This window comes from Streptomyces sp. NPDC029836, assembly GCF_055574495.1.
This window is the reverse complement of record NZ_JBVHZI010000003.1, coordinates 216,399-235,031: the sequence shown is the minus strand read 5'-3', so window position 1 is coordinate 235,031 and position 18,633 is coordinate 216,399. Positions and strand designations below refer to the sequence as shown.

Below are 18,633 nucleotides of genomic sequence, written 5' to 3'. Positions count from 1 at the left end.
TACCCGACGCGGCCCCGGCATCCGAGGGACCCGCCGTTCCCGCCGGACCCGACAGTGGAGAACCTCTGATGACGAACCCCGCCGAGAGACTCGTCGACCTGCTCGACCTGGAGCAGATCGAGGTCAACATCTTCCGGGGCGCCAGCCCGCAGGAATCCCTCCAACGCGTCTTCGGCGGGCAGGTGGCCGGCCAGGCCCTGGTCGCGGCGGGCCGCACCACCGAGAGCGACCGTCCGGTCCACTCCCTCCACGCGTACTTCCTGCGTCCGGGCATCCCCGGCGTGCCGATCGTGTACCAGGTGGAGCGGGTGCGCGACGGGCGTTCCTTCACCACGCGCCGGGTCACCGCGGTCCAACAGGGCAAGACCATCTTCAATCTGACCGCTTCCTTCCATCACCCCGAAGAGGGCGGCATCGAGCACCAACTGCCCCCTCGCCTCGACTTCCCGCACCCGGACGACCTCCCGAAGGTCGCGGACGAGATCCGCGAGCACCTGGGCGCGCTGCCGGAGGCGCTGGAGCGGATGGCCCGCCGCCAGCCCTTCGACATCCGTTACGTGGACCGGCTGCGCTGGACCCCGGAGGACCTCAAGGACGCCGACCCGCGCAGCGCGGTGTGGATGCGGGCGGTCGGCCCGCTGGGCGACGACCCGCTCGTGCACACCTGCGCCCTCACCTACGCCAGTGACATGACCCTCCTCGACGCCGTGCGCATCCCGGTCGAACCCCTGTGGGGCATGCGCGGTTTCGACATGGCCTCCCTGGACCACGCCATGTGGTTCCACCGGCCCTTCCGGGCGGACGAGTGGTTCCTGTACGACCAGGAGTCGCCCATCGCCCACGGCGGTCGCGGGCTGGCCCGGGGCCGGATCTACGACGTCGAGGGCAGGCTGCTGGTCTCCGTGGTCCAGGAGGGCCTGTTCCGCCCGTACGCGTCCGACGCGGCCAAGCCGGCCGTGTCGCCCCAGTAACCGCCGGCGAGCCACCCGTCACGTCAGTGGTCACCGCCGCCGCGGCGGGCGTCCGCCGCGGTGGCCGCCGTCCGCCCTCCTCACCGGAAGAACCGAGCACACCCATGCCCACCCCGGCCCTCCCCTGTCCTTGCGGGCTGCCCACCGCCTATCCGGCGTGCTGCGGTCGCTTCCTCGCGGGCGGCCAGGCGCCCACCGCCGAGCTGTTGATGCGTTCGCGCTTCAGCGCCTTCGCGCTCGGCGACACCGCCTACCTGATGCGCTCCTGGCACTCCTCGACCCGCCCGCGCCGGCTCGACCTGGATCCCGAACAGCGGTGGGAGCGCCTGGAGATCCTCGCCACCGCGCGGGGCGGCATGTTCGAGACGGAGGGCTCCGTGGAGTTCCGCGCGCACTACCGCGAAGGCGGTCATACGGGCTCCCTGCACGAGCACAGCGCCTTCTCCCGCGAGGACGGCGCCTGGGTCTACGTCGGCCCCCTGTCGCCCGTCACGTTCGACTGACCTCGGGCACTGACCAGAGCGAGGTCCAGGCCGACGCGGTACCGCTCGATCTCGTCGGGTGGCTGCGCCCGCAGGAGCCGCCGTGCCACCGCCGCGGCCGCCGGCACCTGCGGGTGGCCGTAGGGCGGGGGCGGGGCGAGCGCGGCCAGCACGATCCGCTCGGCCGGATCAGGTACCGCGCTCCGGACCTGCTCCTCGGGGAGGACGGAGGCCAGCACGGCCGCCCGCTCCCACGGATCGGAGGTCCGTCTCAGCAGCAGGCCCACGTGCCGGTCGCGCCATCGGACGGGCCGCAGGTCCGCCCGGGCGCCGATCAGCTCCCGGTCCGCCTCGGACGCGGCCCCGCGCAGCACCCCCGGCCGCTCGGCGGCGAACTCCCTCAGTTCCGCGCCCAGATAGAGCCATACGACGACGCGGTAGCGGTTGACCCGGTACCCGACCGGGGTGAGGTGTCCGCAGCGCGCGAGACGGGTGAAGCGGCTCGGCCCGATCCCCAGCAACCTCGCTCCGGCATCGGCCCCTGCCACCGTCTCGACCCGGGCGCGCAACGCGTCCGGGAAGCCCTCGGCCGCCTTGACCCGGTCCAGTTCCGCCCGGGTGAAGCGGGCCGCGCCGCCCACCGCCCGCGGGCCGGCCCGTACCAGCCCCAGTTGCACGGCGCGCGCGAACTCCGCCCGTCCCAATCCCAGTTCCCCCGCCGCCCGGACCCCACCGAGCAAGGCGTCCGGCCTCGGTTCCCCCCGAGGGTCCGCCTCCACGAACACGACCCGCGCGGCCGTCGCGGCCGCCGCCGGTCGCACGCACGCCTCGGTGGCCGATACCGCGTCCGCGTTCGTGTTCGCTACCGCTTCCGCCTGCGCTGGTGCTGGTGCTGGTGCTTGCACTGGCGTCAGGGTGTCCATCGCGGTCGTCGTCACGGCATTCGCCGCAGCACTCATCACCACGGTGTTCAACACTGTCTTCATCACGGCCCTCCCCCACGAGTGGCGATCACTCTGTGTGAAGACCGTAACCCAACGCGACGAAAGCCCGCCGGCCCTGTGGATAACCCGGACCGACCCCCGACCCCCGACCCCCGACCCCCGACCCCCGCCCCTCAGCCTCCGGTGATCCGTCGCTCCGCGACGCCCAAGTGCTCACCCACCCGGTTGACCAGCAGCGTCATCTCGTACGCGACCTGGACGATGTCCGCCTCAGCGGCACTGAGCGCGCACAGGCAACTGCCCGAGCCCGCCGCCACGACGAAGAGGAACCCCTCGTCGTACTCCACCATCGTCTGACGCACCTCACCCGCCCGGAAGTGCCGTCCGGAGCCCTTCGCGAGGCTCTGCAGGCCGGCCGCCACGGCCGCCAGGTGCTCCGCGTCCTCCCTCGCCAGTCCCGCCGTGGCCGCCGTCACCAGGCCGTCGTTCGACAACACCACCGCGTGCCGGACCTGCTGAACCCTGCGCGTCAAATCATCCAGCAACCAGTCCAGTTGCTTGTCCAGTGCCATTTCCAGCCCCTCCCCGTCAACGCGGCCGACATGGCCGCGCCCCACCCCGCGTAGTCGTTCCGCCAGCCTTCCCCACCAGGGGCTTTCCGGCAAGGAGGATGGGCCCATGGCACAGAAGATGACTCAAGAGGAATGGCGGGCGTTCGTCTCCCACGGCACCCGCACCGGAAAGCTGGCGACCGTCCGCGAGGACGGAAGCCCGCACATCGCTCCCATCTGGTTCGTACTCGACGGCGATTCCTTCCTGTTCAACACCGGTAAGGACACCGTCAAGGGGCGGAATCTGGCCCGTGACGGTCGCCTCTCCCTCTGTGTGGACGACGACCGACCGCCCTTCGCCTACGCGGTCCTCCAGGGCCGCGCCACGATCGCCGACTACGCCGACGCCCCGCAGGAGACCCTCCACTGGGCCACCCGGATCGCCGCGCGGTACATGGGCGAGGAACGCGCCGAGGCCTTCGGCCGGCGCAACGCCGTGCCCGGTGAACTCCTCGTCCGTGTCTCCATCGACAAGGTGATCGCGACGGCCGGTGTCGCGGACTGACCCTCCAGCAGGGCCGGTCCGTCGCGCCGGTCCGCGGGGCCGACCTAAGGCCCCACCGAGTCGAGCAGCCGGGCGGTGTGCATCCGCCCGGCGTACTCGACCAGCCTGATCAGCACTTCCTTGCCCGAGTCCTTGTCCCGGGCGTCGCACAGCACCACCGGCGTGCCCTGATCCAGGTCCAGTGCCCGCGCCACCTCGTTCGCCCCGAAACGCCGGGCGTTCGAGAAGCAGTTGACGGCAACGACGAACGGGATCCGCCGGTGCTCGAAGTAGTCGACCGCCGGGAAGCAGTCCTCCAACCGGCGGGTGTCGGCCAGTACGACCGCCCCCAACGCCCCTTGCGACAACTCGTCCCACAGGAACCAGAAGCGGTCCTGGCCCGGCGTGCCGAACAGGTACAGCGACAGCCCCGACCTGATGGTGATCCGGCCGAAGTCCATCGCCACGGTCGTCGTGGTCTTCTGGTCCACCCCGCCGGTGTCGTCGACCAGTTCGCCCGCCTCGCTCAGCAGTTCCTCGGTCCGCAGCGGCCGGATCTCGCTGACGGCGCCCACGAGGGTGGTCTTGCCCACCCCGAAGCCGCCGGCCACCAGGATCTTCAGCGCGAGCGCGGCCAGGTCCCCGTCCGTCCCCGAACCCACGGCCCGCGCGGGCCCGTCGTCGTGCAGTCCCATCACAGCGCTCGCAATCCCTCGATGACTTCACGCAGAATCCGCTCGTCCGGCAGTTGCGCGGGCGGCACCGGCCGGCTCACCTTGACGTGCCCCGCCTCCAACAGGTCCCCCAGCAGCACCCGCACGACGCCCACCGGAAGATCCGCGTCCGCGGCGAGTTCCGCCACCGACTGGGTCTCGGAGCGGCACGACCCGAGCAGGGCCCGGTGTTCCGGACCGAGCAACGCCTCGTCCGCGTCCCCGGAGGCGTCCGGGTCCACCACGACCAGCGCGATCAGGTCGAAGCGGACCCCGTGCGGGCCGGGCTTGGTGCGCCCGCCCGTCATGGCGTAGGGGCGTACGAGGGGCCCCGCCTCGGCGTCGTACCAGCGACCGTCCACGTGCCGGGCCGTCGCCGTCACCCTGCGGACGGCGGTTGCGCCGCGAACCGGGCCGGTGTGTAGAGGTGTTCGCCGACCCGCTTGACCAGCCGGGCCATCTCGTAGGCGACCAGACCGATGTCGGCGCCCGCCGCGCTGAGGACGGCCAGGCAGGAACCGTCACCGGCCGCCGCGACGAAGAGGAAGCCCTCGTCCATCTCCACCATCGTCTGCCGTACGCCCCCGGCGTGGAAGTGCCGTCCCGCGCCCTTGGCGAGGCTGTGGAACCCGGAGGCGACGGCCGCCAAATGCTCGGCGTCCTCCCGGCCGAGCGCACTGGACGAGCCCACCGCCAGCCCGTCGTTGGACAGGACCACCGCGTGCCGCACCTCTCGGACCCGCGTCACCAGGTCGTCGAGCAGCCAGTCCAGTTCGCCGGACCGGCGGACGCCGTCGAGGTCGATCCCGTGGTGTTCGCTCATCACACTTCTCCTTCGCTGCGTGCGTGGGGGGAGTTCTCCCGGGTGCCGCGCGCCCAGCCGTCCCGGTAGGCGGCCATCCGGTTCCGGGCCTCTTCGGGGCTGCGCCCGGGCGGCTCCTCGGTCCGCACCGAACCCGGCACCTTCGGTTCGGGGGCCTCGCGCAACTGCGGAACCAGGCTGGCCTGACGGACCCGGCGGGGCAGCTCGGTCACCGAAGCAACGGGCACTGGCGGGGACGGGGACGGGGACGGGGACCCGAATGCCGACGCGGACCCCGAACCGGAACCGGACGCCCGGACCCCGGAGGCGGCGGACCCCGGTACGGGAGCGGCGTCCGGACCCGGCGCCGATCCGGAAGGCGCGGCTGCCGGTGCCGGGTCGGTACGGGTGGCCGCGCCCCCGGGGCCGCGCGGCCGCAGCGAGGCCACCGGGGCGGGCCGTTGCCGCAGGGCCCCGGAACCGGAGGCCGGGGCGGTGGCCCGTTCCCGGGTCGGGGCGGGCAGGCCGCGCACGGGTTCCCGTACGACGCTCACGGCCGGTGTCCGTGACGGCACCCGGGCGGCTCCCGCCGGCGACTCGGCCGGTTCACGGGGTGCTTCCGCGCCGGCGGGCGGTGCGGCGATCGCGCCTTGGAGCAGGGAATTGGGCAGCAGGACCACCGCGGTGGTGCCCCCGTAGGGGGAGGTGCGCAGGTGGACCTGGATCGCGTGGCGGGTGGAGAGGCGACTGACCACGAAGAGCCCGAGGCGGTCGCTGTCGAACAGGTCGAGGTCCTCGGAGTGCTCGATCCGTCGGTTCGCCGCCGCCAGCACCTCGCGGCCCATGCCGAGGCCGCGGTCCTCGACCTCCAGGACGTATCCGGTGCCGACGGGCTCGCCGCTGACCCGGACCTTGGTGTGCGGGGGCGAGAACTGCGTCGCGTTCTCGATCAGTTCGGCGAGCAGGTGGGTGAGGTCGGCGACCGCGCCGCCGGAGACGGCGGCCTCGGCGAGCCCGCGCACCTCGACGCGCTGGTAGTCCTCGATCTCGGAGACGGCCGCGCGAACCACGTTCGTCAGCGGGACCGGCATCCGCCACGCGCGCCCGGGGGCGGCGCCCGAGAGGATGATCAGGCTCTCGGCGTGCCGACGCATCCGCGTGGTGAGGTGATCGAGGCGGAAGAGGTCGCCGAGTTCGCCCGGATCGTCCGCTCGGCGCTCCATCGAGTCGAGGAGGGTGAGCTGCTTGTGGACGAGGACCTGGCTGCGGCGGGCGAGGTTGACGAACACCCCGCTGACCCCGCCGGCGAGTTCGGCGCGTTCGACCGCGGCGCTCAGGGCGGCCCGGTGGACGGTGGACAGCGCCTCCCCGACCTGGGTGATCTCGTCGTCGGCGGACCGTCCGGGCGGGGTCTCGGCGTCCACGTCGATGGTCTGACCGGCACGCAACCGGTCCATGGCGTCCGGCAGTTCGCGGTGTGCGATGTACAGGGCGGTGTTGCGCAGCGAGACCAGTTCCACGACGAGGGCCCGGCCGATGCGGACGGAGATGACGAGGGAGGCGGCGACGGCGGCCAGGCCGAGCAGCACGGCGGCGCCGGCGGGGCTCAACGCCCCTTCGGTGAACGGATCCGCCCGGTCCGCGGCTTCGGCGTGGGCGGCTTCGCGGATCTCCTTCATGGAGCTGCTGATCCCCGTGTACGCCGCCTCCCATCCGGCGGGGACGCCCGCCGCCTCGCGCACCGCCGCGTTGGCGCTGCCGTTGGCGTTGCCGTTGCCGGTCGCCGCCGGGGCGGCCGGCGCCAGTACCCGGTCCTCGGCCCCGGTGAGGTCGGCGTACGCGCCGCTCCTGGCGGCGGCTTCCCAGGCCTGCCTCCCGGCGGCGGGCAGGTCCCCGGCTGCGGCCTCGGTCAGCGCGCGCCGGGACTCGACGGTGCCGGCCAGCCGGCGAAGCGTTTCGGCGCTCCGCGGGCCGGGCAGGGCGAGCAGGGCGTCCTCGCGGGCCAGTAGCTCCGCGGCCCGGGCGAACTCCAGCAGGACGCGGGCGTCGGAGCCGAGTTCGGGGTTCCGCCCGCCGGAGAGGGTCCCTTCGACGGCGAGGGCGGAATCGGTCAGGCGCGTGTACGTCGCGTAGGCCGCCTCCGGGGTCGCGCGGCGGTCGGTGATGTCCTTGCGGACGGATCCGAGGCCCTCGGCGGCGGTGACGAAGTCCCCGAGCCGGGTGACGACGTCTGCGCCGTAGTCCCCGGAGTCGGCGACGGTGTGGCGGTCGCCGAGGCGCAGGCTCCGTACGGCGTCGTCGGTGCGCCGGACCTGCTGGGCCAGGGCGGCTCCCCGGTCGGCGGCGGGGTCGGCGAGGAAGCGGACGGCCGCCCGGCGTTCGGCCTGGAGCTCGGCGAGGGCGGCGGCGACGGGGGTGCGTATCTCGGCGTCGACCTGGCGGAGCCTGCTGATCGCGGCGACGTCCTGGGCGGTGCTCACCGTGGCGAAGGCCCAGAGGGCGAGCAGCGAGACCACCGGGACCATCAGCAGGGAGACGATCTTCGCCCGGACGGTGGCGGGCCGCAGCCGGATCCGGGGCCGCGTCCCGCCTCCGGTCGGGCCCGCGCCGGGGCCGGCGGCCCGCTCCTCCTCGGACTCCTCGGCCGGTGGCCCCGCGTGCGCCCGGCGGCCGCGCGCGGGGGGCGCGGGCGACCGCTCGGACGCTGCTTCCGGTCTGCTGCGGGGTGTGCGCATGGGCTCCTCGATCCGGGCGGTGCGTACGAAGGTCGTGGGGGGCTGGGCGGGGGGCGGCGTGGTTCAGCGGGCGGGGAGCGCGGCCTCACCGAGGGTGCGGGCGGAGGCCGAGGCGGCGCGTTCGTCGGCGGTCGGGGAGAGCGCGACGAAGGCGGCGGTGATGAAGAGGTAGGAGCCGAGGCCAACCGCGAGGGGGAAGATGAACTGCATGGCCGTGGCGCCGTGGAGCGCCACGGCCGAGGGGGTGACGCGGACGGCGACGGCGGCCATCCCGGTGTAGTGCATGCTGCTGACGGCGGCGCCCATGACCAGCGAGGCCCCGGCCACGGCGACCGGCGATTTGATGTTGAGGGCCGCCCAGAGCGCGGCGGTGGCGGCGATCACGGCGATGGCGACGGAGAGCCCGACGGTGACCGGCCGGTAGGTGACCTGTCCGTGCAGGCGCAGCGCCGCCATTCCGAGGTAGTGCATGCTCGCGACGCCGAGCCCGGTGGTCAGGCCGCCGAGGACGAGGGCCCGGCCCCGGTTCCTGCCGTAGCCGACGGCGAAGACGCCGGCGCCGACGACGAGTACGGCGACGAGGAGGCTGAGGATGGTCAGCGGGACGTGGTAGCGGATCTCGGTGCCGGTGACGTGGAAGCCGAGCATCGCGACGAAGTGCATCGTCCAGATGCCGGTGCCAATGGCCGAGGCGGCGGTGAGCAGCCAGTTGCGGCGGGAGGCGCCCGTCGCGGCGAGCGCACGGACGGTGCAGCGCAGCCCGAGAGCGGCGCCGATCGATGCCATCACGTACGACAGTGCGGGTGTCAGCCAGCCATAGGCGGCGTGGTCCAGGTGTCCCATGGCCACGGGACGCTAGTCCGGGTGAGGGCACGAACACGGGGAGCATTTCGAAAGCCGCTGGAACTGCTGGAATATGACAGAGCTACGTTCATCTGCGATCACACCACGTGCCACCTTGCGCACGCAGCGAAGGCATGGCATTGCGCCATCTTGCGCACGCAGCGCCGGCACGGCATTGCGCCATCCTGCGCACGCAGCGCCGGCACGGCATGCGCCACGGACATCGGAGAGGCCCGAGGGCGCCGGCCGGGACCTCGTGAGCACACCGCCGTGCGGGATCATGGGCTCATGAGCCGAGACCACACGCACGTGCAGGAGTTCTTCGGGCCGCGCGCCGGCGCCTGGGACCGGAAGTTCCCCGAGGACGGACCCGCCTTCGCGGAGGCCATCGCCGAGTGCGGGCTGCGCCCCGGGGACCGGGTGCTCGACGCGGGCTGCGGGACCGGCCGGGCTCTGCCCCCGTTGCGCGGGGCCGTCGGAGCCGCCGGGACGGTGGTCGGCGTCGATCTCACCGAGGAGATGCTGGCCGCCGCGCGGGAGGCCGGGCGCGGGGCCGACGGCACGCTCCTGCGGGCCGACGTGGCCCGATTGCCGCTGCGCGACGGCGCCTTGGACGCGGTGTTCGCGGCCGGCCTGATCGCCCACCTGCCCGATCCGGAGGCCAACCTGCGCGAGCTGGCCCGCGTGGTCCGCCCCGGCGGCCGGCTCGCGCTCTTCCATCCGATCGGCCGCGCCGCGCTCGCCGCACGCCACGGCCGGGAGCTCACCCCCGACGACCTGCGGGCCGAGCACAACCTCGGCGCGTTGCTGTCCCGCTCGGGCTGGGAGATGGCCCGCTACGCCGACGAGGACCACCGTTTCCTGGTCCTGGCCGATCGCCGCGGCTGAACCCCGGGGGCCCGCTCGGGCCGGAGGGTCTCCCCCGGCCGGTCGGATCGCCGCGCCGATATCCCGTTCCGTGGCGGGTGTCCGACCGTACGTACAGGTGGGGGCTGGGAAATCGGCCTCCTCCTGCTCTCGACGTGTGTGTTACCCGCTGGTTAAGGTGCGCCGACGAGAGAGCGATCGGGAGGCCACGTGTCCGACGAGGAGGACGGGGGCTCGCTGTACGTGCTGACCGCCGTGCTGCTGACCCCCACGCAGTTCCCTGCCGTCCTGGGCGACGACTTTCCGCAGGCCTGCGCCCTGCTGGGCGTCCGCCCGGACCCGGACGGGTACGGGCTGGTGCTCGGGCAGGACGAGGAGGGGGCGCGCTGGACGGTCGTCGTGGACGACGTCTCGCTCGTGGCCGCCGCCATCGCCTCCTGGGACTGCGGCATGGAGTACGACCTGTCGCCCGACGAGCGGACCATCGTGGTCTCGCTGGCGGGCTGGCCGCTGGAACTGACGGTGTCCGCGCCGGGCGTCGCGGAACCGCACGATCCGGACCAGGGTGCGGACGGCACCGGTCGGGTGCCGTTGACCCCGCCTTCGGCGGACGTCTGGGGGCCGGTGCAGCGGCGGATGGGCGCCGACCAGATCGCCCGTGAGTGGGCGGACTGGCGCGAGCGCGTGGCGACGGACGGCGGCGCGGCGGCCGCCGCGCACCCCGGGCTGGCGCGGGCCCTGCGGGAGGCGACGGAGTACACCCGTGTGGCGCCGCCCGCGGGCCGGGTGCGCTCGTCCTTCGCGGGCGAGGGCGCGCGGACCGTACGGGCGGACGGCCCCGGCTGGTCGCTGGTGGCGCGGACCGACGACTCGGCGTTCGTCCTGCTCGATGACGAGCCGGGCGAGGTGCTGGCCGTCCCCCGCGAGGGGGATTTCGACCTGCGGGAGCTGCTGGCGGCCCTGGACCGGATGGCCGTGCGACCCGCCTGAGCAGGAGGGGGGAACCATGACGGAACGGCCGGGAACGGCAGGAGAACGGGTGGAGCAGGGCGCATTGGTTCCGGTCGGCGGGGTCGTCGAGTTCGTCGGGTTCGATCCGTGCACCAAAACCCGCCAACCGCGGTGGGCCACGGCCCGCGAGAAGGACTCCTACCGACCCTGCCCGACCCGGCGCGGGGCCGGGGCGGGCGCCGAGCGGGTCAGACCCGTTCGAGCGGGACGTGCGGGAGCGCCGGCAGGGTGACCGTGATCGCGTCGCCGGGGTGGATCGTGCCGCCCCGGTGGACCACGCCCATGATTCCCGCCTTGCGGACCAGCCGACCCGCCTCGTCCCGGCCGACGACCTGCTTGAGCAGTCCCCTGCGGAAGTTGTCGATCTGCAGGCACGGGTTGCGCAGACCCGTCACCTCCACGACCGCTTCCGCGCCGAGTCCCAGCAGCGTTCCGGTCGGGAGCGCGAGCAGGTCGATGCCCTCCGTGGTCACGTTCTCCCCGAGCTCGCCCGGCGCGACGTCGAATCCCCGGTCGGCGACCTCGTCGAGCAGCTCGCGGTGGATCAGGTGCACCTGTCGGAGGTTCGGCTGCGTCGGGTCCTGCGCCACCCGCGAGCGGTGCTTGACCGTGACGCCGGCGTGCACGTCCTCCTCCACGCCGAGACCGGCGAGCAGGGTGATGCTCTCCCGGTTCGGCTTGGTGAACGAGTACACGCCGTTGCTGCTGACCGCCGAAACCCGTGCCGTGTTCATGAAGTGCGTCCCCCTTGCCCTTGCCGCTCTCAGCGGCCGAGCTGCTTCCTGGATGTGCCCCGCAGTCGACGACGCTGGGAGGGGTCCAACAGGAGGTACGCGACGGCCGGTACCGCGACCAGGGCCACGAGACCCCAGACACCGAACACCCAGAACAACACGATCGCTGCCGCGACTGCGGCCACCGCGACCTTTCCGCTCCTCGACATCTGCGGACACCTCCTCCTGCGTCGGCTACTGCCCTCTCAACGCTCCGCCCCGACCGTGCGTTCCCCCGCGCAGTACCGTGGTTCCGGCATGACCCGGGTCGCCGCGTCGCGGCCGTCCCCGGGGCCCGCGCATGAGGTACTCTCGGCCGCCCCGTACCCAGTAGTCAAGTTTGAGGAATGCGTGCTCTCCGAGATCTCCGGCCTCATCCGCTGCTCCGCCGTCTTCCTGCCCGCCGACCCGCCGCGCGACGGCCGCGTCGCCTTCTGGCCGGCCGACCCCGAGAGCGCCCCGCCCACCGCGGACGAGGCCCCCGGTACGGGATCCCCCGCGCGAGCCGTGACCGCTGCCGGGGCCCTCCTTGCGGGCCCCGGGCCCCTGGGCGGTGTCGTCGAGGAACTCACCGTGATCACCCCGGCACTGCGGCCGACCACCGTCCCGGCCCTCGTGCTGCCCGTCGGCGCCGCCCTGCCGCTGCTCACCCGGGTCCGGACCGCCCCCGGGGCGAGCGCCCCGGCGGCGTTCTGGGGGGCGGCGACGTTGCTCGCCCTCGGGTTCGCCGCCCGCGGGCTGTTGCTGCCCGGGCTGAGCCCCGCCGGTCACGACGCCTGGCGGACCGGCCCGCTGGAGCCCGCCGACCTCGAAGCGGTGCGCGAGCTGGCGGCCGCCATGCCGCCCGAGGCCCACTGCGTCCCCCTGGAGGCTGAGGGGCCGCCCCTGCTGCCCGCCCCCGAACCGCTGCTGCGGGCCTTTCTCGACGCGGTCGCCGACACCCTGCCCCGTTCCCCCGCCGCGGCCGCCGCCGCGGGCGGCCCCGCCTTCGCGGCGCCCTCCGGGCCCGTCCGACCGCTGCACGCCCTGCGCGCGTGGGCCGACGAGGTCGCCGCGGGTCACGACGCGGGCGTACGGATCTCCCTGCGCGTCGAGTTCCGCGCCCCGGACGGCAACGGCCCGCAGGCCGGCGGCGCGAGCGCGGACGCCCCGGGCGCCGGCGCCGACGGCCATCGCGGCGCCGCCGCCACCCGCGCCCCCGACGCCCCGCCCGCCCTGCGCGCCGTGCTCCGGCTGCACAGCCTCGCCGACGCCGGCCTCGCCGCCGACGCCGTCGACGTCTGGGCCGCCTCGGGGGGTGCGGCCGGCCCCGCCCCGGCCGCCTTCCCGCCCCGTGCCCGGCTCGACGCCCTGCGCGCACTGCGCCGCGCGGCCCGGCTGTGGCCGGCGCTGACCCCGCTGCTCGGGGCCGAGGTACCGGACGCGGTCGACCTCGCCGACGAGGACGTCGCCGAGTTGCTCGGCGGCGCCGCCGAGGCGCTCGCGGCCGACGGAGTCCAGGTGCGGTGGCCTCCCGGCCTCGCCCGTACCCTCACCTCGCGCGCCGTCATCGACTCCCCCGCCGTCCACACCGTCCACGCCGCCGGCTCCGCGCCCGCGGGTCCGCTCTCCGCCGGCGCCCCGCTCTCCTTCGACTGGCGGTACTCCCTCGATGGCCGGACCCCGGACCTGACCCCGGCCGAACTCGACCGACTGGCCGAGGCGAACCGCCCCCTGGTCCGGCTGCGCGACCAGTGGGTCCTCGTCGACCCGGCCGCGGTGCGCCGCGCCCGCGCCCGCGTCGAACGGCCCGTCACGGTCTCCGCCGCCGACGCGCTGGCCGCCGTACTCACCGGATCGACGGAGATCGACGGCCAACGCGTCGAGGTGACGGCCGCCGGAGCCCTCGCCGACCTGCGGTCGCGCCTCACCGCCGATCCCGCGCGGGCCGCCCTCCCCCCTGCGCCGAAGGGGCTCAAGGCGACCTTGCGGGACTACCAACTGCGCGGGCTGGCCTGGCTGGACCTGATGACCTCGCTCGGTCTCGGCGCCTGCCTCGCCGACGACATGGGCCTCGGCAAAACGGTCACCCTCATCGCCCTGCACCTGCACCGGGACCACCCCGAGCCCACCCTCGTCGTCTGCCCGGCCTCCCTCCTCGGCAACTGGCAGCGCGAGATCGAGCGGTTCGCGCCGGGCACGCCCGTACGCCGCTTCCACGGTGGCGGCCGCACCCTCGACGGCGTCGACGGCGGCTTCGTCCTCACCACGTACGCCACCATGCGCCTGGACGCGGCCGAACTCGCCGCCCGGCCCTGGGGCATGGTCGTCGCCGACGAGGCCCAGCACGTCAAGAACCCCCGCTCCTCGACCGCCAAGGCGCTGCGCACCATCCCCGCCCCGGCCCGCGTCGCCCTCACCGGCACCCCGGTGGAGAACGACCTGTCCGAGCTGTGGGCCCTGCTCGACTGGACCACCCCCGGCCTCCTCGGCCGGCTCGGCACCTTCCGCACCCGCTGGGCCGAGCCCGTCGAGAGCGGCCGCGACCCGGGGGCCGCGGCCCGGTTGGCCGCGCTGGTGCGGCCGTTCCTCCTGCGGCGCAAGAAGTCCGACCCCGGCATCGCGCCCGAGCTGCCGCCGAAGACCGAGACCGACCACCCGGTGTCCCTCACCCGCGAACAGGCCGGACTGTACGAGGCGGTCGTGCGCGAGACCCTCGCCGCGATCGCCGCCGCCGACGGGATGGAACGCCGCGGACTGGTCGTCAAGCTGCTGACCTCCCTCAAGCAGATCTGCAACCACCCCGCGCAGTACCTGAAGGAGCCCGCTCCCGGCCCGGCCGGCCCGCAGGACGGCGCCCGCTCCGGGAAGCTGGAACTGCTCGACGAACTCCTCGACACGATCCTCGCCGAGGGCGCTTCGGTGCTGGTGTTCACCCAGTACGTGGCCATGGCCCGGATCCTGGAGCGGCACCTGGCGTCGCGCGGCGTCTCCCACCAGTGCCTGCACGGCGGGACGCCCGTCCCGCGCCGCGAGGAACTCGTCGACCGGTTCCAGTCCGGTGAGGTACCCGTCTTCCTGCTGTCGCTGAAGGCGGCCGGTACCGGCCTGAACCTGGCCCGCGCCGGGCACGTCGTGCACTTCGACCGCTGGTGGAACCCGGCCGTCGAGGAACAGGCCACCGACCGCGCCTACCGCATCGGCCAGACCCAACCCGTCCAGGTGCACCGGATCATCGCCGAGGGCACCGTCGAGGACCGCATCGCCGAACTCCTCGAAGCCAAACGAGCCCTCGCCGACGCCGTCCTCGGCTCCGGCGAATCCGCCCTGACCGAACTGACCGACGCCGAACTGGCCGAACTGGTGGCCCTGCGCCCGGCTCCGGGGAGCGACCGATGAGCAGCGCGCACGACCCGTACGAGAAAACCTTCCCGGCCCTGCCGCCGCACAACGGCCGGACCTTCGCCACCACTTGGTGGGGCCACGCCTGGCTGCGGTCCCTGGAGGACGGCGCGCTCGACGGGGAGCAGGTCCGCCAGGGCCGCCGGTACGCGCGCACCGGCGCGGTCGGCGCCGTGTCGGTGCGTCCGGGCGGACTGACGGCGGTGGTGCGCGACCCGGACGGGACGGCGCACCGGACGGACGTACTGGTCCAGGAGTTCACCGGAGCGGAATGGGACCGGCTGCTGGAGCTGGCGGTGTCGGAGTCGGGTCACATCGCCGCCCTGTTGGACCGCGAGGTGCCGCCGGAGCTGGCCGAGGACGCGGCGGCGGCCGGGGTGGACCTGCTGCCCGGCATCGGTGAAGTCGACCCGCGCTGCGACTGCGGCGAATGGGACCACTGCCCGCACACGGCGGCGCTCTGCTACCGGATGGCGCGGCTGCTGGACCAGGACCCGTTCCTGTTGCTGCTGTTGCGCGGGCGCCCGGAACGGGACCTGCTGATCCAGCTGGAGGACCGCAGCGCCGCCGGAACGGAACCGGAACCGGAGGCCCCGCCCGGTATCGCCGCCGTCCCGGCGGCAGAGGTGTTCGCGGCCCGGGCACTGCCGCGCCCGCTGCCCGCGCCGCCGCGGCTGCCATCGGCTCCGGGGCAGCCGCCGACGCTGGACACCGAGGCGCAGCCGGAGGGGCTGGACGTGGACGCCGTGGAGTTCCTCGCGCAGGCGGCCGCGTCCGAGGCGTACCGGCTGCTGGCGCGGGCGCTGGCCGCGGACGGCGTCGAGCAGGCGCCGCCGGTGCCGCCGACGGCCGCGGAGGACGCCGTACGACTCACCGCCGAGGCCCGCCACTTCCGGCTCCGTTACCGCTTGGCGGCGGCTTCCGGCCGCGACGGGCCGGCCATGGACCTGGCCGTACGGGCCTGGGGCTTCGGCGGGGCGCCGGGCCTCGCGGCGTTGGAGGACGACTGGTCGCCGGATCGGGCGGCCCTGGCCCGGGCCCGCTCCGCCCTGGCGGCGGCCTGGCCGTACGAGGACGCTCCGGAGCTGCGCCGGGTGCGCGCCCGCTGGACGGCACCGGGCGCCCGACACCAGCTGCGCCTGGGTCGGGACGGCCGCTGGTGGCCGCTGCGCCGCGAAGGGGTCCGCTGGAGCCTCGCCGGCCCGGCCGCCCCGGATCCGGCGTCGGCGCTGGCCCGCCTGGAAGCGGAGTCCGACGCGTCCGACGGCCCGGCCTGAGCGCGGCGGTCTCCGGAGGGGGCCGCGGGAGGGTTTACCTGCCCGCTCCTAGCCTCCTCCCCGAGCGCTGCGCGTGCGGCGGCCGTGTGAAAAAATCATCCTCCCCGGCCGCTGGATGTGGTGTGCGCCGGGGCTCGGCATTCTCGGTGGCGCGTCCATCCGCTGCCGTGCGGAAGCTTTCGACGGACAGCGGTGAGGGTGCCATGAGCGAACTGACGAAGCCCGAGGTCGACGTACCGGAGGGGGACGCTCCTACCGAGCTGACCATCCGGGACCTGGTCGTCGGGGACGGGGCCGAAGTGAAGTCGGGCATGGCGGTCAAGGTCCACTACGTCGGGGTGACCTTCGCGTCCGGGAAGGAGTTCGACGCCTCCTGGGACCGGGGGGAGCCGTACAAGTTCACCCTGGGCAGCGGCAAGGTCATCAAGGGCTGGGACCGGGGGGTGCGGGGGATGAGGGTCGGCGGTCGGCGCGAGATCATCGTTCCGCCGCGTCTCGGTTACGGCAACCAGTCGCCCTCGTCCTTGATTCCGGCGGGCTCGACCCTGGTCTTCGTGGTGGACCTGCTCGACTCGTACTCCCGCACGGCCGGGTGGAGCACCACCACCCGGTGATCGGCGACGGCATAGCCGGCCGGCTGCGGGACCCCTCGGCCGGCCGTGTGCCGAGCCCCGGCCCCTGTCCGTCGGGGCCCGTCGGGGCGCTGTCGAGTACGGCGCGCTCCGGTCCGGCAGGCGGCCGCGGTGTCAGTGCGCTGACGTATCCTTCCGGCCACCGCACACCGACTCGAAGGACCGATAGCATTGACCGGCCTGTCTGCCTTCCCGCTGCCCTTCCACACCTCCCGATCCATAGCGTTCGCCCCACCCCGGACGCTGCGGGAAGTGGAGATGATGCGGTGCAGCTCACACATTCGGGCGAAGGCGGGGTGGTTCGACAAGATGAACGATGCCGACATCGTCGCCAGATGGACGCGCGAAGCACTCGACCAGGGCCTCACCGAAGCGCAGGTCCGCTACGTACTGGCCGAACTCGCGCACTACGCCGCACTGCGGGACGCGCGCACCGGCATCGAGGTGTCCGCCGTCGACGGGGTGTGGCAGTCGGACGGCCTGATCGACGAGGAACTTCACAGCCGGCTGCGTGAGGCGGTGCGGGTTCTGGAGCAGGTCCCGGAAGCGGAGAAGGACTGGCATCCCGGATCCGACCACCAGGTACTGGACCTGGTCCATCCCTCACTGTTCTGCCTGGTGCGAGAGGTGAGCGGCGCGCCCGAGCAGGCTTGGCAGAACCCGACGAACCGCTATGCGAAGTACGAGTTCTCGGAGAGGTTCCAGTGGCTGCCCACGGAGGTCGACGTCAGTGACGACGGCGACGTCTCCTTCCGTTCGTACGTCAACAACGTCCACCCCGTGAAGCATCACGAACTGGCGGCCGTGCTACCGGACTTGTTGGCGCGGATGCGCCCGCTCCTGGAAAATGTGCTCACCGATCTGCGTCACCCGCGGCCCCTGCGGATCGAGGCCGATCCCTACGGGTGGTACGACTCGGAGCCGGTCCGTCCGGACAAGGCCTCCTACAGCGACGACGAGGCCTTCGCGGAAGCCCTCGGTACGTGGGAACAGGCCCAGGACGACTGGTGGGAGAACCGCCTCCCCGTTGTCCCGGACGCCCCGGTCTTCACCCCGCCCGAGCTGCCCGACGCATCCGCCCGGGTCGACCTGCGCGGCCGACGTCTGCAGGTCATCGTCAAGCTCGCCACCCTTCACCTCACCCCGGAGAAGCCCGAGTATCCGGGCGGGTCCTGGCACGTCGAGGGGATGCTGAACGAGCGGATCGTCTCGACCGGCATCTACTACTGGGACAGCGAGAACATCACCGAAAGCCGGCTGAGTTTCCGGGCGGCGCTCGACGACCCGGACTACGAGCAGAACGACGACAACGGTCTGCGCGAGGTCTACGGCCTGGAGGACGAGGACGCGCTGAACCAGCTGTTGGGATCGGCGGAGACTCCCGCCGGCCGCGTCCTGGCGTTCCCGAACGTCCTGCAGCACCGCGTCAGCCCGTTCCGTCTGACGGACGCCACCCGCCCGGGACACCGGAAGATCCTCGCGTTCTTCCTGGTCGACCCGTCGGAAAGGATCACCTCGACCGGTGATGTGCCACCGCAACAGCCCTGGTCCGACACCTCGACCATGACGCTCGAACAGGCACAGGACTACCGCGATGAACTGATGCGGGAACGCAAGTTCTTCGTCGCCGAACACAACGAACAGCTCTACGAGCGGGAATTCTCGCTCTGCGAGCACTGACCCCGAGCGGCCCCACCCCCTCCAGTCACCTGGCCGGAGGCGCCTGAACTGGGGTTATGCCCGTCAGGCGGCTTCGGCTCGGCTCGCTCGACCCGCTCGACGCGAAGAGCCGGGATGCGCCTTCGCACCGCCCGCCCCATAGTGGAGATCGGCTGGCCGGCCAGGACCGGACTCACCGCAGGGTGGAGGGATCGCCGCCATGGACGAACGGTGCATCGGCTTCGTCGAGTGGTACGACAGGTCCACCGGCACGGGTTGGATCGTCCCCGTGGGACGCGAGGCACCCGTGCGCGTGTACCGCGACGACATCGAGGGTGACTGCCGCAGCCTGTCGGTGGACCAGCAGGTGTCCTTCAGCATCGAGCTCGGCGAGGGACGGTTCGTGGCACGTCGCGTACGCCCTTGAGTCGAGGCGCGCCGTGCGACG

Annotated in this window: 19 protein-coding genes; 10 read left to right on the top strand and 9 right to left on the bottom strand. The window is 73.5% G+C overall.

What is annotated here, in order from left to right:
- Positions 1-68: 68 nt before the first annotated feature.
- Positions 69-971: an acyl-CoA thioesterase gene (locus ACZ4XJ_RS11940; RefSeq protein WP_362876523.1), complete on the top strand. Its 903-nt coding sequence runs from the start codon at positions 69-71 to the stop codon at positions 969-971.
- 104 nt (positions 972-1,075) lie between these two features.
- A complete protein-coding gene (locus ACZ4XJ_RS11935; RefSeq protein WP_362876522.1) occupies positions 1,076-1,474 on the top strand; it encodes a YchJ family protein in 399 nt (132 codons plus the stop codon).
- Here ACZ4XJ_RS11935 and ACZ4XJ_RS11930 read toward each other — a convergent pair.
- Together ACZ4XJ_RS11930 and ACZ4XJ_RS11925 are read right to left on the bottom strand one after the other, a co-directional pair.
- Positions 1,438-2,157: a DUF6397 family protein gene (locus ACZ4XJ_RS11930; protein WP_468496070.1), complete on the bottom strand. Its 720-nt coding sequence runs from the start codon at positions 2,155-2,157 to the stop codon at positions 1,438-1,440. The genes ACZ4XJ_RS11935 and ACZ4XJ_RS11930 overlap by 37 nt on opposite strands.
- Positions 2,158-2,570: 413 nt before the next feature.
- Positions 2,571-2,969 (bottom strand): roadblock/LC7 domain-containing protein, encoded by a 399-nt coding sequence (locus ACZ4XJ_RS11925; RefSeq protein WP_281209658.1) that lies wholly within the window; start codon positions 2,967-2,969, stop codon positions 2,571-2,573.
- A gap of 106 nt (positions 2,970-3,075) precedes the next feature.
- Here ACZ4XJ_RS11925 and ACZ4XJ_RS11920 point away from each other — a divergent pair, with 106 nt between their 5' ends.
- Positions 3,076-3,513 carry a PPOX class F420-dependent oxidoreductase gene (locus ACZ4XJ_RS11920; RefSeq protein WP_468496069.1) on the top strand — a complete coding sequence of 146 codons (438 nt, stop codon included), beginning with the start codon at positions 3,076-3,078 and terminating at the stop codon, positions 3,511-3,513.
- Positions 3,514-3,557: 44 nt separating this feature from the next.
- On the opposite strand, the gene ACZ4XJ_RS11915 is transcribed toward ACZ4XJ_RS11920, so the two are convergent.
- The 5 genes from ACZ4XJ_RS11915 to ACZ4XJ_RS11895 all read right to left on the bottom strand — a co-directional run bounded on the left by ACZ4XJ_RS11915 (position 3,558) and on the right by ACZ4XJ_RS11895 (position 8,585).
- On the bottom strand, positions 3,558-4,187 hold the full coding sequence (locus tag ACZ4XJ_RS11915; protein WP_468496068.1) for a GTP-binding protein: 630 nt from the start codon (positions 4,185-4,187) through the stop codon (positions 3,558-3,560).
- The gene (locus ACZ4XJ_RS11910; RefSeq protein WP_362876519.1) at positions 4,187-4,588 is read right to left on the bottom strand and encodes a DUF742 domain-containing protein; all 402 of its coding nucleotides are present in this window, start codon (positions 4,586-4,588) and stop codon (positions 4,187-4,189) included. Before ACZ4XJ_RS11910 ends, ACZ4XJ_RS11915 begins: the two co-directional genes overlap by 1 nt.
- Entirely contained in the window at positions 4,585-5,028 is a 444-nt protein-coding gene (locus tag ACZ4XJ_RS11905) for a roadblock/LC7 domain-containing protein (protein ID WP_468496067.1), read from the bottom strand. The genes ACZ4XJ_RS11910 and ACZ4XJ_RS11905 overlap by 4 nt, the downstream gene beginning before the upstream one ends.
- On the bottom strand, positions 5,028-7,742 hold the full coding sequence (locus tag ACZ4XJ_RS11900; protein WP_468496066.1) for a sensor histidine kinase: 2,715 nt from the start codon (positions 7,740-7,742) through the stop codon (positions 5,028-5,030). The genes ACZ4XJ_RS11905 and ACZ4XJ_RS11900 overlap by 1 nt, the downstream gene beginning before the upstream one ends.
- A 63-nt stretch (positions 7,743-7,805) precedes the next feature.
- Complete coding sequence (locus ACZ4XJ_RS11895) at positions 7,806-8,585, bottom strand: MHYT domain-containing protein (RefSeq protein ID WP_468496065.1); 780 nt, start codon at positions 8,583-8,585, stop codon at positions 7,806-7,808.
- A gap of 288 nt (positions 8,586-8,873) precedes the next feature.
- Between ACZ4XJ_RS11895 and ACZ4XJ_RS11890 the strand changes: the two genes are divergently transcribed.
- Positions 8,874-9,473 carry a class I SAM-dependent methyltransferase gene (locus ACZ4XJ_RS11890; RefSeq protein ID WP_468496064.1) on the top strand — a complete coding sequence of 200 codons (600 nt, stop codon included), beginning with the start codon at positions 8,874-8,876 and terminating at the stop codon, positions 9,471-9,473.
- A gap of 189 nt (positions 9,474-9,662) precedes the next feature.
- On the top strand, positions 9,663-10,442 hold the full coding sequence (locus ACZ4XJ_RS11885; protein ID WP_468496063.1) for a hypothetical protein: 780 nt from the start codon (positions 9,663-9,665) through the stop codon (positions 10,440-10,442).
- Between the two features lie 209 nt (positions 10,443-10,651).
- Here the strand turns inward: ACZ4XJ_RS11885 and ACZ4XJ_RS11880 are convergent, their stop codons facing one another.
- Together ACZ4XJ_RS11880 and ACZ4XJ_RS11875 are read right to left on the bottom strand one after the other, a co-directional pair.
- Positions 10,652-11,197: an MOSC domain-containing protein gene (locus ACZ4XJ_RS11880; RefSeq protein WP_468496062.1), complete on the bottom strand. Its 546-nt coding sequence runs from the start codon at positions 11,195-11,197 to the stop codon at positions 10,652-10,654.
- Positions 11,198-11,226: 29 nt separating this feature from the next.
- The gene (locus ACZ4XJ_RS11875) at positions 11,227-11,406 is read right to left on the bottom strand and encodes a hypothetical protein (RefSeq protein ID WP_383989495.1); all 180 of its coding nucleotides are present in this window, start codon (positions 11,404-11,406) and stop codon (positions 11,227-11,229) included.
- Positions 11,407-11,494: 88 nt separating this feature from the next.
- Here ACZ4XJ_RS11875 and ACZ4XJ_RS11870 point away from each other — a divergent pair, with 88 nt between their 5' ends.
- The 5 genes from ACZ4XJ_RS11870 to ACZ4XJ_RS11850 all read left to right on the top strand — a co-directional run bounded on the left by ACZ4XJ_RS11870 (position 11,495) and on the right by ACZ4XJ_RS11850 (position 18,612).
- Entirely contained in the window at positions 11,495-14,614 is a 3,120-nt protein-coding gene (locus tag ACZ4XJ_RS11870; protein ID WP_468496061.1) for a DEAD/DEAH box helicase, read from the top strand.
- Positions 14,611-15,894, top strand: coding sequence for an SWIM zinc finger family protein (locus ACZ4XJ_RS11865; protein WP_468496060.1), 1,284 nt, complete (start codon positions 14,611-14,613; stop codon positions 15,892-15,894). Before ACZ4XJ_RS11870 ends, ACZ4XJ_RS11865 begins: the two co-directional genes overlap by 4 nt.
- A 203-nt stretch (positions 15,895-16,097) precedes the next feature.
- Complete coding sequence (locus tag ACZ4XJ_RS11860; RefSeq protein ID WP_362876509.1) at positions 16,098-16,508, top strand: FKBP-type peptidyl-prolyl cis-trans isomerase; 411 nt, start codon at positions 16,098-16,100, stop codon at positions 16,506-16,508.
- 189 nt (positions 16,509-16,697) lie between these two features.
- Entirely contained in the window at positions 16,698-18,206 is a 1,509-nt protein-coding gene (locus ACZ4XJ_RS11855) for a DUF4246 domain-containing protein (RefSeq protein WP_468496059.1), read from the top strand.
- A 199-nt stretch (positions 18,207-18,405) separates the two neighbouring features.
- Positions 18,406-18,612 (top strand): cold shock domain-containing protein, encoded by a 207-nt coding sequence (locus tag ACZ4XJ_RS11850; RefSeq protein WP_362876507.1) that lies wholly within the window; start codon positions 18,406-18,408, stop codon positions 18,610-18,612.
- Positions 18,613-18,633 lie beyond the last annotated feature (21 nt).

What these genes read in the sequence shown, in the direction of transcription:
- ACZ4XJ_RS11865 (WP_468496060.1), top strand. Translation starts at nt 14,611, where the DNA reads ATGAGCAGCGCGCACGACCCGTACGAGAAAACCTTCCCGGCCCTGCCG.
- ACZ4XJ_RS11860 (WP_362876509.1), top strand. Translation starts at nt 16,098, where the DNA reads ATGAGCGAACTGACGAAGCCCGAGGTCGACGTACCGGAGGGGGACGCT.
- ACZ4XJ_RS11905 (WP_468496067.1), bottom strand. Translation starts at nt 5,028, where the DNA reads ATGAGCGAACACCACGGGATCGACCTCGACGGCGTCCGCCGGTCCGGC.
- ACZ4XJ_RS11890 (WP_468496064.1), top strand. Translation starts at nt 8,874, where the DNA reads ATGAGCCGAGACCACACGCACGTGCAGGAGTTCTTCGGGCCGCGCGCC.
- ACZ4XJ_RS11870 (WP_468496061.1), top strand. Translation starts at nt 11,495, where the DNA reads ATGACCCGGGTCGCCGCGTCGCGGCCGTCCCCGGGGCCCGCGCATGAG.
- ACZ4XJ_RS11880 (WP_468496062.1), bottom strand. Translation starts at nt 11,197, where the DNA reads ATGAACACGGCACGGGTTTCGGCGGTCAGCAGCAACGGCGTGTACTCG.
- ACZ4XJ_RS11900 (WP_468496066.1), bottom strand. Translation starts at nt 7,742, where the DNA reads ATGCGCACACCCCGCAGCAGACCGGAAGCAGCGTCCGAGCGGTCGCCC.
- ACZ4XJ_RS11850 (WP_362876507.1), top strand. Translation starts at nt 18,406, where the DNA reads ATGGACGAACGGTGCATCGGCTTCGTCGAGTGGTACGACAGGTCCACC.
- ACZ4XJ_RS11920 (WP_468496069.1), top strand. Translation starts at nt 3,076, where the DNA reads ATGGCACAGAAGATGACTCAAGAGGAATGGCGGGCGTTCGTCTCCCAC.
- ACZ4XJ_RS11915 (WP_468496068.1), bottom strand. Translation starts at nt 4,187, where the DNA reads ATGGGACTGCACGACGACGGGCCCGCGCGGGCCGTGGGTTCGGGGACG.
- ACZ4XJ_RS11940 (WP_362876523.1), top strand. Translation starts at nt 69, where the DNA reads ATGACGAACCCCGCCGAGAGACTCGTCGACCTGCTCGACCTGGAGCAG.
- ACZ4XJ_RS11935 (WP_362876522.1), top strand. Translation starts at nt 1,076, where the DNA reads ATGCCCACCCCGGCCCTCCCCTGTCCTTGCGGGCTGCCCACCGCCTAT.
- ACZ4XJ_RS11925 (WP_281209658.1), bottom strand. Translation starts at nt 2,969, where the DNA reads ATGGCACTGGACAAGCAACTGGACTGGTTGCTGGATGATTTGACGCGC.
- ACZ4XJ_RS11875 (WP_383989495.1), bottom strand. Translation starts at nt 11,406, where the DNA reads ATGTCGAGGAGCGGAAAGGTCGCGGTGGCCGCAGTCGCGGCAGCGATC.
- ACZ4XJ_RS11895 (WP_468496065.1), bottom strand. Translation starts at nt 8,585, where the DNA reads ATGGGACACCTGGACCACGCCGCCTATGGCTGGCTGACACCCGCACTG.